The organism is uncultured Barnesiella sp., from assembly GCF_946496565.1.
Taxonomy (GTDB): domain Bacteria; phylum Bacteroidota; class Bacteroidia; order Bacteroidales; family Barnesiellaceae; genus Barnesiella; species Barnesiella merdigallinarum.
The window spans coordinates 49,269-64,193 of sequence record NZ_CAMMHD010000003.1; the positions used below are offsets into that span (position 1 = coordinate 49,269).

The following is a 14,925-nucleotide window of genomic DNA, read 5'->3' on the forward strand; positions in this document are numbered from 1 at the left end:
ACAAATAGTCGATCAATCTTCGGTAGGAATATCGGTATTGACATTCTTGCAACCGATCAGGCCATAGTACAGCAGGTATGCCAACATGGCAATTACCAGCCAGTAGCTGGCCAGGTAGCCGAAGCTGCCCGAGAGCATGTTCTGGATAAACGGCATCACACCGCCACCCACTACCATGGCCATGAAGATACCCGAAGCCTTGGCCGTGTATTTGCCCAGACCTTCGACTGCGAGGTTGAAGATACCACCCCACATCACCGAGGTGCACAGACCGCAGAGTACCAGGAAGAGGGCACTCAGGGGAACCTTGGGCGTTTCGAGCGATTTCATCACCGACTCGGGAGTCATCTTCTCCGTAGCCAAGGCTGCGGCATTTTGCTCCAGGAATTCGGCAGAGGGATTGGCCACGAAAGCCTCGGCCTCGGCAGCCGGGATACCGGCATTCTCCAGAAGCTCGACGGTCTTTTTGGCCGGGTCGTATACAAACTTCGGTACATCGAAACCTACGGTTTTGGGCGTGAAGATGGCAATCAACGTGAGGACAATGGCTACCGACGAAACGGCTATCAACTGAGCGCGGGTCGAAACCTTGCCGCTGATCAAGCTACTCAAGAAACGGCCTACCAGCATCAGCAACCAGTAGATGGCCACGATGGCACCACCGATGGCGGCCCCGTTCACCAGAATACCGGCACCCTTGGCACTCGTATCGGCCATGAAGAAGTTCAACTGAGCGGGGATACCTACCTCGATACCTACATAGAGGAAGATGGCAATCACACCCAGCAACGTGTGACGGAAGGCCAGCGGGCTATGCTCGAATTTCTCTTGGGGCTCACCCTTCTTGGCCAGGTGAGGTTCAGGGATGGCAATCGCCGAGATGATAATGAACGAAACGGCAAACACGGCCATGGCGATGAAGAGCAGCGGAGTCACGTCGCTCATGGCGGTCTTGTCGGTTACCGAACCGATGAGCACACCCACGAAGAGCGGGGTAAGCGTAGCGGCCAGCGAGTTGAGGGTACCACCGGTTTGAATCAACTGGTTACCTTTGTTACCGCCACCACCGAGCAGGTTCAGCATGGGGTTTACCACGGTGTTGAGCATACATACGCAGAAACCGCAGATGAAGGCACCCAACAGATAGATAATCAGGTTCAGATACACCTCTTGTCCCCCTACGGAGAAGAGAGCCGTATCGGCACCGACAACACTCGACAAATACTGAATAAAGAGGCCCACGAAACCTACGGCCATAGCCGTAAGAGCTGTTTTCTTGTAACCGATTTTCACCAGCATCGTACCCGCAGGTACACCCATAAACAGATAGGCCAAAAAGTTCATCATGTTACCCATCATGCCGGCCCACGAATACTGGTTACCCCAGATAAGTCCAAACGGTGCCGCCAGATTAGTGACGAAAGCAATCATTGCAAACAGGAACATCATTGCGATAATGGCAATAATTTTCCCCTTGTTTTTCTGATCTGTACTCATTTTATAAGATTTTAATTTTAATGTATTTAGAATAATATAAATGTCTCTATTGATATATGTGTGTGTCTATTCACGTGAATTCTTTTTCGGCCTTCTGTTTTTCTGGAAAACTTAAAATTAAGGACAAAAGTAATGCTTATTATTCAGCTACGAACACAACAAATATATGTTCTTAAACATAAATTTCATGGTCAAACACTCTTTCAAGCAGACGAGCGGGCCTGCTCAATAGACCCGCTCGCCGAATATCGAAGTACCTATGCGCACCAGCGTACTGCCATGCCGCAGAGCCAGCCGGTAGTCGTGCGACATACCCATCGACAGCTCGGTAAAGGCTGCAGCGTCGACCGTACCCGAGGCCCTCAGTTCGTCAAACAGACTCTTCAGCTCGCCGAACTCCCGGTCTACCTCGGCCTCGTCGTCGGTGAGCGTGGCCATACCCATGAGACCGCACACCCGCACATGCGGATACCGCTCCAGGGGCTTCCCGCTCAGCCACTCGCGGCACGACTCGGGGGTGAATCCATACTTGCTCTCCTCGCGGGCCACATGTATCTCGAGCAGACAATCGACCACCCGGCCGCACTTGGTTGCCTCGCTGTCGATCACACCCAGCAGCTTCTCGCTGTCGACACTGTGAATGAGGGAGATGAAGGGGACGATATATTTCACCTTGTTGGTTTGCAGGTGGCCTATGAAGTGCCACTCGATATCCTTGGGCAGCGCCTCGTACTTGCCCACGAGCTCCTGCACCCGGCTCTCGCCAAAGATGCGTTGTCCCGACTCGTAGGCCTCCATCAGGGCCTCGGCGGGGTGAAACTTCGACACGGCCACCAGGCGGGTACCCACCGGCAGCTCCTGTCGTATGTTGGCTATATGTTGCGCAATTTCGTTCATCACTCTTTCGGTCGGTCCTCCTCCTGCGTTTTATCTTCGGGATTAAACGGATAGACATCCATGAGCGGGGTCTCGGCAATCGACACGATTACCCAGTCGGCCATGGTGCCCTTCATGCCGGCATTCAGATTCTTGAGTGCGGTTTCAAAGTCGGCAGCCTGCACCAGCATGTACGATGCGGTGCGTTTCTCCATGCCGCTCTTCTCGTCGAGGGTGATGAAATTGATTTTACACTTGTACCAGCGGTCGCCCGTCTCGTCGAAGAAGAGCTCGCTGAAGTTGGCCCGCTTCACGGCCGACACCGAAAACTCGCCCGAGATAAAGGGCGACACCTCTTCGATGATGCGCGCCTCGGCCTCGGTAAAGGAGAGGGCATCGACCAGATAGGGTTCCGTTACTTTCTTCTGCATGCCGTTTTCCAGCATCTTGTCATATTTGACTCTGCATTCAAACCAGTTTGCCATACGTTTCTATTCAAAAAAAGGAGGTGCTGCGCACCCCCGGTGGTTCATTATATCGGTTAATATTCTATTTTGTCGCTTTTGTTCTCCCACTTCTCGAAAGCCTTGATAGCCTCGTCGTGCATGAGGGGGATGGCCTTCAAGTGCCGCTCATCCATCGGCAGAGCCAGCTCGTCGTAAATAAACGAGTCGTCGAACCCGATAGCCTTGGCATCGGCCTTGGTGTTGCCGTAATAGACCTTGTCGAGGTGCGCCCAATAGATGGCCCCCAGACACATGGGGCAGGGCTCGCACGAGGTGTATATCTCGCACCCGCTCAGGTCGAAGGTACCCAGCACGCGGGCCGCCTCGCGAATGGCATTCACCTCGGCATGAGCCGTAGGGTCGTTCGAGGCCGTCACCCGGTTGGCTCCCCGGGCGATTATCCGGCCATCCTTCACGATTACGGCTCCGAAGGGACCGCCGCCGTGGTCGATATTGTCGAGCGAAAGGGCTATGGCCTCGCGCATAAAGATATCTTTTTTACACATATCTTCTCTATTAAAAACTCAAACATGCGGTGCCGGTTGCCCGACAGTCCGCCTCAAGAGAGCATCTTCCCCTCTTGGGTATACAAAGATACGAATCAAATCGGGAGAAACAAAAGAACTCCCGCCGAAAAAGAGCCGCCCGCCTCCGATTTCAATCGGCATCGGCCGCCTCCTTCAGGCTCCGGTTCACCTGGTCGATATAGTCGAGCAGTTCGTCGCGGCCGCTCCCCCGCTCCGACGAGGTGGCGAAGACCGGGGGCAACTCCTCCCACGTCTCGAGCAGTACCTGTTTGTAGTGCTCGATGGCCGACTTGAGGGCCACGGGCCCCACCTTGTCGGTCTTGGTAAAGACCAGAGCAAAGGGCACGCCGTTCTCGCCCAACCAGTGTATGAAGTCGAGGTCTATCTGTTGCGGCTTGTGGCGGCAGTCGAGCAGCACAAACAGGCAGGTGAGTTCCTGACGATGGAGGGCATACCCCTCGATCATCTTGCGCAGTGCCTCGCGGCTCTCCTTGCCCCGGCGGGCATAGCCGTAGCCGGGCAGGTCGACCAGATACCAGCTGTTGTCGATGAGAAAGTGGTTGATGAGCATCGTCTTTCCCGGCGTGGCCGAGGTCATGGCCAACCCCTTCTGCCGGGTGAGCATGTTGATGAGCGACGACTTCCCCACGTTGGAGCGTCCGATAAAGGCATACTCGGGCAACCGATGCGACGGGCAATCCTGCACCCGACTGCTGCTCACCACAAACTTGGCGTTTTTTATCTCCATATCAATCTCTTTTTTCAGATGTTCAGGGAGGACAAATATACTGACTTTTTCCGGATTTCCTACTTTCGCCCCCGGTTTGTACGTCGAGGACGATCGGCAACACGCTCAATCTCAACCCGTCGCACAGCATACCGGGTGGATACCGCATCGAGGTGCGGTATGACCAGTACGTCACCCCGCGCTGCGACGCGGGGTCCAGAGAGGGACGTAAAAGGAATGTATCTTGCGAACACTCCTGCCCGAGCTTTTTCTGGATACCGCATCGGGGTGCGGTATGACCGCACGTCACCCCGCGCTGCGACGCGGGGTCCAGAGAGAGACGTAAAAGAAATGTATTCTACGGGCTCTCCTGCCCGAGCTTTTCCAGGATACCGCATCGGGTGCGGTATGACCGAGGGCGTCACCCCGCGCTGCGACGCGGGGTCCAGTAGAAAGGGCATCGATAAAGTTGAAAAACAACTTTTCCCGTTTGCCTTTTCCCCTCACCTTTCACTATCTTTACATAAGACAGGATGCGTCTCGGGATAAAAAATATCTGAAACAAGTTTCGATATTTTATTCTCCCCTCGCCTTTCACTATCTTTTCAGAAGAAAGGATACGTCTCAGCATAAAAATCAAGCGAGCTTGTTTTTCTGCTTTCGACTTTCACTATCTTTGCATACTGCGAAAATAGGAGTCGGTTCGGCAAAAAGCTCAAGTAAACTTGGCTTTCTGCTCTCACCTTTCACTATCTTTGCACCACGGCTTTGCGGAGGGGCGGAAGTGCCGCACCTCGTCGGGAGCCGCGAAAGGGAAACTATTCGTATGGATCAACAATACTCTTCGGTTCTGCTCGAAAATGCAGTGAGCGAGTTTGCCAAGCTGCCGGGCATCGGCCGCAAAACGGCGCTGCGCCTGGTGCTCTACCTGCTGCGGCAGGAGGAGGGCGAGGCCGAGAAATTCGGGAATACCATCATCAAGCTGTGCAAGGAGATCAAGCACTGCCACGTGTGCCACAACATATCGGACACCGACACCTGTGCCATCTGCAGCGACCCGTCGCGCGACGCCTCGACGATATGCGTGGTCGAGAATGTAAAGGAGGTGATGGTGGTCGAGAATACCCGTCAGTTCCACGGGCTATACCATGTGCTGGGGGGTGTCATCTCGCCCATGGACGGCATCGGGCCGGCCGACCTCGAAATCGAGAGCCTGGTCGACCGTGTGGCGGCCGGCGGCATCAAGGAGGTGATTCTGGCCCTAAGCGCCACGATGGAGGGCGACACGACCAACTTCTACATCTTCCGCAAACTGGCTCCCTTCGACGTGAAAATCACCATCATCGCCCGGGGTGTCTCGGTGGGCGGCGAACTGGAATACACCGACGAAATCACGCTAGGCCGCTCCATCCTCAACCGCACGCTCTTCAGCGAAAGTTTCAAGGGATAGCGCACACTATTTCGGGCGGGGTATCGTTATACATTATATAAAATAGAGGAGTCGCATTCTGTGGTAAAAATCAGCATCGTCATCGTCAACTACCGGGTGAAATACTTTCTGGAGCAGGCGCTCCGGTCGGTACGGGCTGCCCTGACGGCTCACCCCATGGAGGCCGAAATCTTCGTGGTCGACAACCACTCGCAGGACGACTCGCTCGACTACCTCGCCCCCCGATTCCCCGAGGTGCGATTCATCGCCAATACCGAAAACGTGGGATTCGCCCGGGCCAACAACCAGGCCATGGAGCTGGCTACGGGACAGTACGTCCTGCTGCTCAACCCCGATACCGTCGTTGCCGAAGATACGCTGCACGAGGTGTGCCAGTTCATGGACTCGCACCCCGATGCCGGCGGTGTGGGGGTGAAGATGCTCGACGGCAACGGCCGTTTTCTGCCCGAGTCGAAACGGGGATTCCCCACGCCGTGGGTCTCGTTCTGCAAGATTTTCGGGCTGTCGGCCCTCTTCCCCCATTCGCGCCTCTTCGGCCGCTATCACCTGAAATACCTCTCGCCCGACGAGTGTCACCAAATCGACATCCTGTCGGGGGCCTTCATGTTCATGCGCCGGGCCACGCTCGACAAGAGCGGTCTGCTCGACGAGAGCTTCTTCATGTATGGCGAGGACATCGACCTCTCCTACCGGCTGGTACTGGCGGGGTACCACAACTACTACCTGCCCACGCCCATCATCCACTACAAGGGCGAGAGCACCAAGAAGGGGAGCCTGCGCTACGTGCGCATCTTCTACGAGGCGATGCTCATCTTCTTCGAGAAGCACTACCCGCATTACAGCAAGGGGTACTACCTGGCGGTGAAGTTCTCGATCTTCTTCCGGGCCCTGCTGGCCGCCGCCCACCGTATTGTGCTCCGCCCCTTCCGTCGCAGGCAGGGCGAGGGCGACAAGCGCGAACGGGGCGAATGGTATATCCTCTCCCGCGAGGCCGACCGCGTGGCCAGTCTCATACCCGGCACTCCCCGCGCCACGGCCATAGAGTCGATGCAACAACTGCCGGCCCCCCGCAAAGGGTCGCCCCTGCGCTACATCGTGCTCGACTCGGGGCTGCTCACCTATCGCCAGATTATCGACATCGTGCAACAGGGGTGCCACGACCGCAACCGATTCCTCATCTACAACCCGCAAGCGCAAGTCATTGTCTCACCCAAAGAAATTCATTCCCGGCCATGAACTACCTCACAGGAAAACAGATTGCCCTACGGGCTCTCGAACCCGAAGACCTCGACATCCTCTACCGCTGGGAAAACGATACCACGCTGTGGCAGCATGGCTGCACCGTAGCACCGTTGTCGCGCTACCTGCTCAAATGCTATATTGAAAGTTACACGGCCGACATCGCCCGCGACAACCAGCTGCGCCTGATGATTGTACGACGCGACAGCCTCGAGCGGGTGGGACTCGTCGACTGCTTCGACTACGACGCCTCCAACCGGCGGGCCGCCATCGGACTGCTCGTCGACCCGGCCTGCACCCGCCAGGGGTTGGGCCGCGATGCGCTCGAAACCTTCATGGAGTATGCTTTCCGATTTCTGCATCTGCACCAGCTCTATGTGCATATTGCCGTGTGCAACACGGCCAGCCTGGGGCTCTTCCGCGCCTGCGGATTCAGGGAGTGCGGCCACCTGGCCGACTGGGTGCGGCTGCCTCACGGCTATACCGATGCCCTCGTATTCCAGAAAATCAATCCCGCAGAAAACGACTAATTGAGCGACGGCTCTTGCGGCGAGTTGAGCCACAACAGATACCCCTCGCCCATGCTGCGCACCGTCTCGCGCCAGAAAGTATCGTCGGTCGCCGCCAGACAACTGGCTGCCGACTGCATGGTGGTGACCGCCCACGACTCTTGCCGCAGCTCGCCGTCGAGCTGGCCGGGCGACCAGCCGCTGTAACCGATGAGGAATTTCACGTGGCGGCACACACTCTCGTCGCTGCGCATGAAGTCGAGCAGCATGTCGAAATCGCCATTGGCAAACAACCCCGGCGCCACCTCTACCGCCCCGGGCAGCGAGGCGATGTCGTGCAGGAAAAACAGGTGGTCGGTACCCACCGGACCACCGCAATAGACCGGTATCGAAGGGATGTGTCCCACCCCCTCGAGCAATTCGTCCAAATGGTATTGTGTAGGGCTGTTGAGCACGAATCCCACGGCCCCCTTTTCAGAATATTCGGCCAGACAGATGACAGCCCGGCGGAAACACCCCTCGTCGAGAAAGGGCTCGGCTACCAGCAGAGCTCCCCGATGAGGCTCAATCAGCTGTCGGCGTATATGTAACGACTCGATGTGCATATCTCCTCCTGTTTGTATCTCTACAAACATACAAAAAAGTGATGAAATTCTGAAACACCCGAGACGATTTTCGTCGCCTCATCGGACAAAACGCTATGTAGAACAGGTATAAATTAAAGATTATGCTACCCCAAACGATATAACCTAACTCAAAACACTCTATATTTGCACTGTTTTTATCTCACTTTGCAATGAACGAGACCGAACAAATAAGCGACATCGACCGGGAGAAAAAAGCGGCCCGGGTCACCTGGGTGGGATTCTTTACCAACCTCATACTCTCGGCTGCCAAAATCGTAGCTGGCGTAGTGGGCCGAAGCAGCGCCATGGTTGCCGACGGTATCCACTCGCTCTCCGACTTTGTGACCGACTTTATCGTCATCATCTTCATCAAGATTTCGGCCAAGAACGAAGACAGCGACCACCCCTACGGCCACGGCAAGTTCGAGACCTTTGCCACCATGCTCATCAGCTTTGCCCTCTTCATCGTGGCCATCGGCATCTTCTACTCGGGCAGTGTAAAGATATACGAGGTACTCAACGGGCGCACCATCGAGCGGCCCACCTACCTGGCCCTCATCATGGCCGCCGTATCGATTGTGGTGAAAGAGGGGCTCTACTGGTATACCATCATCATCGGGCGCAAAATCGAGAACCCGGCCGTCATTGCCAACGGCTGGCACCACCGGTCCGACGCCTTTTCGTCGATAGGTACCCTCATCGGCATCTCGGGCGCCATGTTCCTGGGCGAACGCTGGCGCATACTCGACCCCATCACCTCGGTTATCGTGGGCATATTCATCATTGGCGTGGCCTACAAGCTGGCCCGTCCCAGCATACAGGAGCTGCTCGAAATGTCGCTTCCCCAGGAGATCAAGCAAAACATCGAGCAGAAGATACAGGCGACCCCCGGGGTCATCACCTTCCACCACCTGCGCACCCGCAAGAACGGCAACGCCTTCATCATCGACATGCACATCAAGGTCGATGCCCGTTCGTCGATTGTCGAGGCTCACGACATCGCCACCCACGTAGAGAACAACCTCAAGGCCGCCTTTGGCAAACACACCCAGGTAAACGTGCACATCGAGCCCTACCAGCCTAAAGCCTGAGCAGCCCCCTGTGGTTACCACCGCAAGCGGGGAGGCACACAGCCGCCACACGCCACACGGTCAGAGCAGCCCCAGGTCCTTGGCCACGCGGCACGCTTCGATTGAGTTGCGCACCTGCAACTTGGCCAGAATCTCCTGCCGATGCCGGCTCACGGTGTGGATGCTGATTGAGAGTGTATCGGCTATCTGCTTACTTATCAACCCCTTGTCAATCAGCCGAAGTACCTGAATCTCGCGGTCGGACAAAATCTTGGACTCGCCGCGCGCCCCCAGCTCGACCACGGCCCCCGTGACCGTATCGACCAGATGGCCCCCGCCCGGCCAGTCGAACGACAGCGGACCATACAGGCACAACGCCAGCCACAGCGAGTTGTTGAAGGGGTCGGGCACATAAAACATGCGGTGGCACACCCACAGACAATCGCCCGAGGGCGACCGCATGCGCAACTTGCTCACCAGGCAGTAGTGCTGGCGCCTCTCCCTGGGCAGGCGCTTCACGAAGTTGAAGAAACGCAACTCCTGCAAATACTTGTCATACAAGTCCTCGCGAGGAATCAACCCCAATATGTTCTCCTCCCAAATCGAGGCTATCGACTCTTCGGTGCCGGGGCGCTTCAGATTGAGCGTCTTGGCAAACCCGCCATAATAGAGGTAGCTCACGTTGGCGTGCATGTCGCTCAAAACCGACACCGTCCCCTCCATCAGGCTGTAGCTGCGAGCCACCATCTTGTAGCGCTCCAGCTCGTCGAGGTAACGGCGCCCCTTGGCACTGTCCTGCTTCAGAAACAGACTGTTAAGTTTACCGACTATATCCACGATAGAAAATGGTTATTTATAATCATTGTATATTCTATTTCAGCTCTATACATTTGCAAATATAAAAAAAGTAATGGTTATTTACTACTTATAGACATATACAAATGAAACGCTCAATTCTGTTAACCCTTGCCGTGCTGCTGGCAGCCGCCACGGGCATGGCCCAATCGTTAGAAAAAATGCAATGGTTCAACGAACCCGAACAATGGGAAATCAAAGACAACACCCTCGCCATGTTTGTAACCCCCAAGACCGACTACTGGCGCATCTCGCACTACGGCTTCACCGTCGACGATGCCCCCTTCTACTACGCCACCTACGGCGGTGAGTTCGAAGTGAAAGTCAAAGTCACCGGCGACTACAAGACCCGATTCGACCAGGCCGGCATCATGCTGCGCATCGACCACGAAAACTACATCAAGGCCGGCATCGAGTTCGTCGACGGCAAATTCAACCTCAGCACCGTGGTTACCCACCACACCTCCGACTGGAGCGTCATCACCCTCGACCGGGCCGTGCCCTACATCTGGATCAAGGCCGTGCGCCGTCTCGATGCCGTCGAGGTGTTCTACTCGTTCGACAACAAGGAGTACACCCTCATGCGCAACGCCTGGCTGCAAGACAACACCCCCGTTCAGGTGGGCGTGATGGGTGCCAGCCCCGACGGCGACGGATTCCGCGCCACCTTCGAGCACTTCAAGGTAAAACACCTGCCCGACATGCGCCGCCTCGAATGGCTGAAAAAGAACAGTGCCCAATAAGAGACAAGCAGTTATAAATCCACGTCCCGCGATGCTCTCACCCTCCCCCCCCGAGCTCGCGGGATTTTCTTTTTCCGTTCCTCCCCGCCGGCATGCCGCGCCACAACGTGGTGGCGTTCGTCATGCCACGCCACGACGCGGAATCCAGAGAGAATCTAACTCAACAAGTTTTATTCCTGATAATTAAAAATCATATATATAGATTTTTTTATTAGAATTTTGTACCTTTGTATCATACAGATAAAAAACAACCATAGAAACGATTTTTTTAATACCTAATAGGAAAGGAGATATACTTGTAAATAGAAAAATATTTTTATCGAAATAATTGAGCTTTTAGCTCTTGTTCTCTTTACGTTGAATACCGCCAATCATTCATTCCACGAGAACAAGCGTCTGAAGGTTCACGTTGTAACGGCGTGGACTGTTCTGTGCTTGTTGTGGAATATGGTCACTTGGCGGTAACCAAACGTAAAGACAAGCGAAGAATAGTTACACGCCATTTTTATATTCAAACCATAAAGAACATGAAAAAAATTATCGCCCTGCTAAGCGCTTTATTAACGCTGTTAGCATTTTCTTCTTGTACCAATGATGAACCCTCTCCATCAAACACCCAACCGGAAACCGAAACCGGGACCGAAACCGATGCGAACTACTATGTAAAATACACAGCACTCGCCTATGGAGGTGTAGGCTATGAAAATGCCAGAATAGAATCAGTTACCGTCGAAACCGAAACAGGCTCAAAAACGATTGAACCAAATGTAAAATCCTGGGAGGAAACCTATGGTCCTGTATCTAAAGGATTCAAGGCAAAAATTCAAGCTACTGGGGCAAGCAAGACTGTTCGCATCTACGTTTGCCGTGGAGAAGAGCCATTCGTTATCAAAGGCGAAGGTTCATCATCAGCTTCTTACACAATAGATTTCTAATTACTAATACGCTAAAATCATGAAAAGACTATTAACACTCTCGATGCTGTTCGTTTGCGTAACGGCACTATTTGCACAGAACGATGTCACTAAATTTTTGGGAATTCCTGTAGACGGAAGCAAAAGCGAAATGATTCAAAAGCTCAAGGCAAAAGGATTTCGATACGACAGCGAATTAGATTGCTTGAAAGGAGAGTTCAATGGCCGAGACTCCTACATCTCCGTCGTAACAAACAGCGATAAAGTGTATCGCATCATGGTAAGAGATGCCATAAGTTCAAGTGAAAGCAACATCAGAATACGGTTCAATGCCCTCTGTCGACAATTTGAAAACAATAAGAAATATCAATCTGTATCTTCCGAGTCCTACATCATACCAGAAGATGACAACATCTCTTATGAGATGTCCGTGAATAAAAAACGATACCAAGCATCTTATTTTCAAGTCCCGGAAGGAGGAATAGATTCGACTGCCATTGCGCAAGAAACCCAAGCATTCATTTTTTCCAAATATTCACAGGAACAATTATCATCCCTTACCGAAGAGCAAGGACAAGAGCTTATGACGGAATTGCTGCAATACATGACTGACAAGCTTTATAAAAAATCCGTTTGGTTTATGATTGCCGAACAATACGGCGAATACTATATCCTTCTATACTACGACAACGGCTACAACCAAGCCAATGGTGAAGACTTATAAATCTTACCCTTAAAAGAATATCGGCAGAGATGAAGATTTTCAAGCCTCTTCATCTCTGCTGTATTTACACCTCACTCATACACATTACCCACACCCAGTGCGGGGGGGGACTTCCACGTCATACCGCACCACGATGCGGTATCCAGAGATACTGGCAAAATTACCCGCAAAATACATTTTCCTTTGTGACACTTGCCTGGACCCCGCATCGCCGTGCGGGGTGACACGGTGCGCATCGGGTGCGGGGGTATCCTCGCAACGGGGTGACTCTCTCTTTTTATCAACAGGCCACGGCGGGGCGGGGCGGGCGACCGAAATTTGCAGCAGAACCACTTAAATGCAAATTCCGACATGAACGAACGCAACGTAATCAACGGCACCCTGGCGTCGTATCTGGCTTGGGCGGCCGACCTGGTCTCCCCCATCCGCTGGTTTCTGCTGGCGGCGCTGGCTCTGGTGCTGGCCGACCTGAAGTTCGGCATCGATGCGGCCCGCCACCGGGGCGAGGTCATCCGCAAGAGCCGGGCCGTGCGACGCAGCATCAACAAGATTATCGACTACATCTGCTGGATACTGGTAGCCACGAGCTTCGGCCAGGCATTCGGCACCCCCTTCGGCATACCGGTGCTGCCGGCCATCGTGCTGCTGGTGGTCTACGGCTGCGAAATCAACTCGTGTTTCAACAACTACTTCGAGGCCCACGGCAGCCGGTTGCGCATCAACATTTTCAAGTGGTTCAAGGGCAAGAGCGACATCATCGCCCCCGAAGAGGGCGACGACAAGCCGGACGACACCCCCAGGCCCCCGCACGAGACAACGCCCTGAATGACCGTTCGATAACAATAATTTACGCCAAATCGTAGACGTTTTCGCCCAAAGTTTTGTATTTTTGCGAAAATTTACAAACTTACGTCTATGAATATTCTCGATCTGAGCGAACAAGAGATCATTCGCCGCAACAGTCTTGACGAGTTGCGCAAAATGGGCATCGAGCCCTATCCCGCAGCCGAATATCCGGTAAATGCTTACTCTCAGGAAATAAAAGATAATTTTGTCGACGGTGCCGAAGAGCCCCGTCAGGTATCTATCGCCGGCCGCATCATGAGCCGCCGCATCATGGGCAAGGCCTCGTTTATCGAGTTGAAGGACTCGGTGGGCCGCATCCAGGTATATATCTCGCGCGACGACCTTTGCCCCGGCGAAGACAAGGAGCTGTACAACACGGTATTCAAGAAGCTGCTCGATATTGGCGACTTCGTGGGTATCCGCGGTTTCGTATTCCGCACACAGACGGGCGAAATCACCGTACACGCCCAGGAACTGACGGTACTCTCCAAATCGCTGCGCCCGCTGCCTATCGTCAAGATGAAAGACGGCGTGGCCTACGACTCGTTCGAAGACCCCGAACTGCGTTACCGCCAGCGCTACGTCGACCTGGTAGTAAACGAGGGAGTAAAAGATATTTTCATCAAACGTACGAAGGTCTACACCTCGATGCGCGAGTATTTCAACGCCCGCGGCTATCTGGAGGTCGAGACCCCTATTCTGCAATCGATTCCCGGCGGTGCCGCCGCCCGGCCCTTCATCACGCACCACAACGCCCTCGACATTCCGCTCTACCTGCGCATTGCCGATGAGCTCTACCTCAAACGCCTCATCGTGGGCGGCTTCGAGGGGGTATACGAGTTCTCCAAGAACTTCCGCAACGAGGGTATGGACCGCACCCACAACCCCGAGTTTACCTGTATGGAGATTTACGTCTCGTACAAGGACTATAACTGGATGATGGACTTCACCGAGAAGATGCTCGAGAAGATTTGCATCGACGTGAACGGTACCGACCAGATCAAGGTGGGCGACAACGTCATCAGCTTCAAGCCGCCCTTCAAGCGCATCACCATGCTCGACGCCATCAAGGAGCACACCGGCATCGACATCAGCGGCATGAACGAAGCACAACTGCGCGAGGTGTGCAAGCAGATAGGCGTAGAGATCGACGAGACCATGGGCAAGGGCAAGATCATCGACGAAATCTTCGGCGAAAAATGCGAAGGCCACTACATACAACCTACCTTCATCACCGACTATCCCATCGAGATGTCGCCCCTCACCAAGCGTCACCGCCACAACCCCGAGCTGACCGAGCGCTTCGAGCTCATGGTCAACGGCAAGGAGCTGTGCAACGCCTACTCCGAGCTGAACGACCCCATCGACCAGCGCCTGCGCTTCGAAGAGCAGCTGCGTCTCTCGGAGAAAGGTGACGACGAGGCCATGTTTATCGACAACGACTTCATCCGCGCCCTCGAATACGGCATGCCCCCCACGTCGGGCATGGGTATCGGCATGGACCGCCTCGTGATGCTGATGACCGGCCAGACCACCATACAAGAGGTGCTCTTCTTCCCGCAGATGCGTCCCGAGAAGGTACAGAAACGCGACAAAGAGGCCGCCTATACTGCCATAGGTGTACCGGCTCAATGGGTAGCCCCCATCCAGAAAGCCGGCTACCTCACCGTAGCCGACCTGGCCGAGGCCAACCCCAACAAGATGCACCAGGAGATTTGCGGCATCAACAAGAAATATAAACTCGACCTGGCTAACCCCACGGTCGACGACGTAAAAAATTGGGTAGAAAACGCAAATAAATAATCCTCCAAAAAGC

The 14,925-nt window shown here is 54.3% G+C and carries 16 protein-coding genes; 9 read left to right on the plus strand and 7 right to left on the minus strand.

The features are described 5' to 3' along the window. Window positions 1-12 precede the first annotated feature (12 nt). The 5 genes from Q1K76_RS02425 to yihA form a co-directional block, all read right to left on the minus strand. The gene (locus Q1K76_RS02425) at window positions 13-1,497 is read right to left on the minus strand and encodes an MFS transporter (RefSeq protein ID WP_087408272.1); all 1,485 of its coding nucleotides are present in this window, start codon (window positions 1,495-1,497) and stop codon (window positions 13-15) included. 225 nt (window positions 1,498-1,722) lie between these two features. Continuing rightward, a complete protein-coding gene (locus Q1K76_RS02430) occupies window positions 1,723-2,394 on the minus strand; it encodes a YggS family pyridoxal phosphate-dependent enzyme (protein ID WP_300130769.1) in 672 nt (223 codons plus the stop codon). Continuing rightward, on the minus strand, window positions 2,394-2,858 hold the full coding sequence (locus tag Q1K76_RS02435; protein ID WP_300130772.1) for a DUF4494 domain-containing protein: 465 nt from the start codon (window positions 2,856-2,858) through the stop codon (window positions 2,394-2,396). Before Q1K76_RS02435 ends, Q1K76_RS02430 begins: the two co-directional genes overlap by 1 nt. A gap of 56 nt (window positions 2,859-2,914) precedes the next feature. Then, complete coding sequence (locus Q1K76_RS02440; RefSeq protein ID WP_300130949.1) at window positions 2,915-3,364, minus strand: nucleoside deaminase; 450 nt, start codon at window positions 3,362-3,364, stop codon at window positions 2,915-2,917. Window positions 3,365-3,536: 172 nt separating this feature from the next. After that, window positions 3,537-4,154: a ribosome biogenesis GTP-binding protein YihA/YsxC gene (gene yihA / locus Q1K76_RS02445; protein ID WP_258326648.1), complete on the minus strand. Its 618-nt coding sequence runs from the start codon at window positions 4,152-4,154 to the stop codon at window positions 3,537-3,539. An 805-nt stretch (window positions 4,155-4,959) separates the two neighbouring features. On the opposite strand from yihA, the gene recR reads away from it, so the two are divergent. From recR to Q1K76_RS02460, 3 genes are read left to right on the plus strand one after another with little or no spacing between them, the layout of a single operon-like run. Further along, window positions 4,960-5,583 (plus strand): recombination mediator RecR, encoded by a 624-nt coding sequence (gene recR, locus Q1K76_RS02450; RefSeq protein WP_087409033.1) that lies wholly within the window; start codon window positions 4,960-4,962, stop codon window positions 5,581-5,583. 60 nt (window positions 5,584-5,643) lie between these two features. Then, on the plus strand, window positions 5,644-6,819 hold the full coding sequence (locus tag Q1K76_RS02455; RefSeq protein ID WP_300130776.1) for a glycosyltransferase family 2 protein: 1,176 nt from the start codon (window positions 5,644-5,646) through the stop codon (window positions 6,817-6,819). After that, window positions 6,816-7,352: a GNAT family N-acetyltransferase gene (locus Q1K76_RS02460; RefSeq protein ID WP_300130778.1), complete on the plus strand. Its 537-nt coding sequence runs from the start codon at window positions 6,816-6,818 to the stop codon at window positions 7,350-7,352. The genes Q1K76_RS02455 and Q1K76_RS02460 overlap by 4 nt, the downstream gene beginning before the upstream one ends. Here Q1K76_RS02460 and Q1K76_RS02465 read toward each other — a convergent pair. Then, complete coding sequence (locus Q1K76_RS02465; protein ID WP_158096865.1) at window positions 7,349-7,936, minus strand: YqgE/AlgH family protein; 588 nt, start codon at window positions 7,934-7,936, stop codon at window positions 7,349-7,351. The two genes, Q1K76_RS02460 and Q1K76_RS02465, sit on opposite strands and share 4 nt — an antisense overlap. 191 nt (window positions 7,937-8,127) lie before the next feature. Between Q1K76_RS02465 and Q1K76_RS02470 the strand changes: the two genes are divergently transcribed. Next, complete coding sequence (locus Q1K76_RS02470; RefSeq protein WP_300130782.1) at window positions 8,128-9,048, plus strand: cation diffusion facilitator family transporter; 921 nt, start codon at window positions 8,128-8,130, stop codon at window positions 9,046-9,048. Between the two features lie 60 nt (window positions 9,049-9,108). On the opposite strand, the gene Q1K76_RS02475 is transcribed toward Q1K76_RS02470, so the two are convergent. Then, entirely contained in the window at window positions 9,109-9,864 is a 756-nt protein-coding gene (locus Q1K76_RS02475) for a helix-turn-helix transcriptional regulator (protein WP_300130785.1), read from the minus strand. 104 nt (window positions 9,865-9,968) lie between these two features. Between Q1K76_RS02475 and Q1K76_RS02480 the strand changes: the two genes are divergently transcribed. The 5 genes from Q1K76_RS02480 (at window position 9,969) to lysS (ending at window position 14,912) form a co-directional block, all read left to right on the plus strand. Next, complete coding sequence (locus Q1K76_RS02480) at window positions 9,969-10,625, plus strand: DUF1349 domain-containing protein (RefSeq protein WP_300130788.1); 657 nt, start codon at window positions 9,969-9,971, stop codon at window positions 10,623-10,625. A 527-nt stretch (window positions 10,626-11,152) separates the two neighbouring features. Next, window positions 11,153-11,560 (plus strand): hypothetical protein, encoded by a 408-nt coding sequence (locus Q1K76_RS02485; protein ID WP_300130790.1) that lies wholly within the window; start codon window positions 11,153-11,155, stop codon window positions 11,558-11,560. Between the two features lie 19 nt (window positions 11,561-11,579). Then, window positions 11,580-12,263, plus strand: a complete 684-nt coding sequence (locus Q1K76_RS02490) for a hypothetical protein (RefSeq protein WP_258326654.1) — start codon at window positions 11,580-11,582, stop codon at window positions 12,261-12,263. A gap of 351 nt (window positions 12,264-12,614) precedes the next feature. Continuing rightward, window positions 12,615-13,088, plus strand: a complete 474-nt coding sequence (locus tag Q1K76_RS02495; RefSeq protein WP_300130793.1) for a hypothetical protein — start codon at window positions 12,615-12,617, stop codon at window positions 13,086-13,088. A 90-nt stretch (window positions 13,089-13,178) separates the two neighbouring features. Next, window positions 13,179-14,912, plus strand: coding sequence for a lysine--tRNA ligase (gene lysS, locus Q1K76_RS02500; RefSeq protein ID WP_087409025.1), 1,734 nt, complete (start codon window positions 13,179-13,181; stop codon window positions 14,910-14,912). Window positions 14,913-14,925 lie beyond the last annotated feature (13 nt).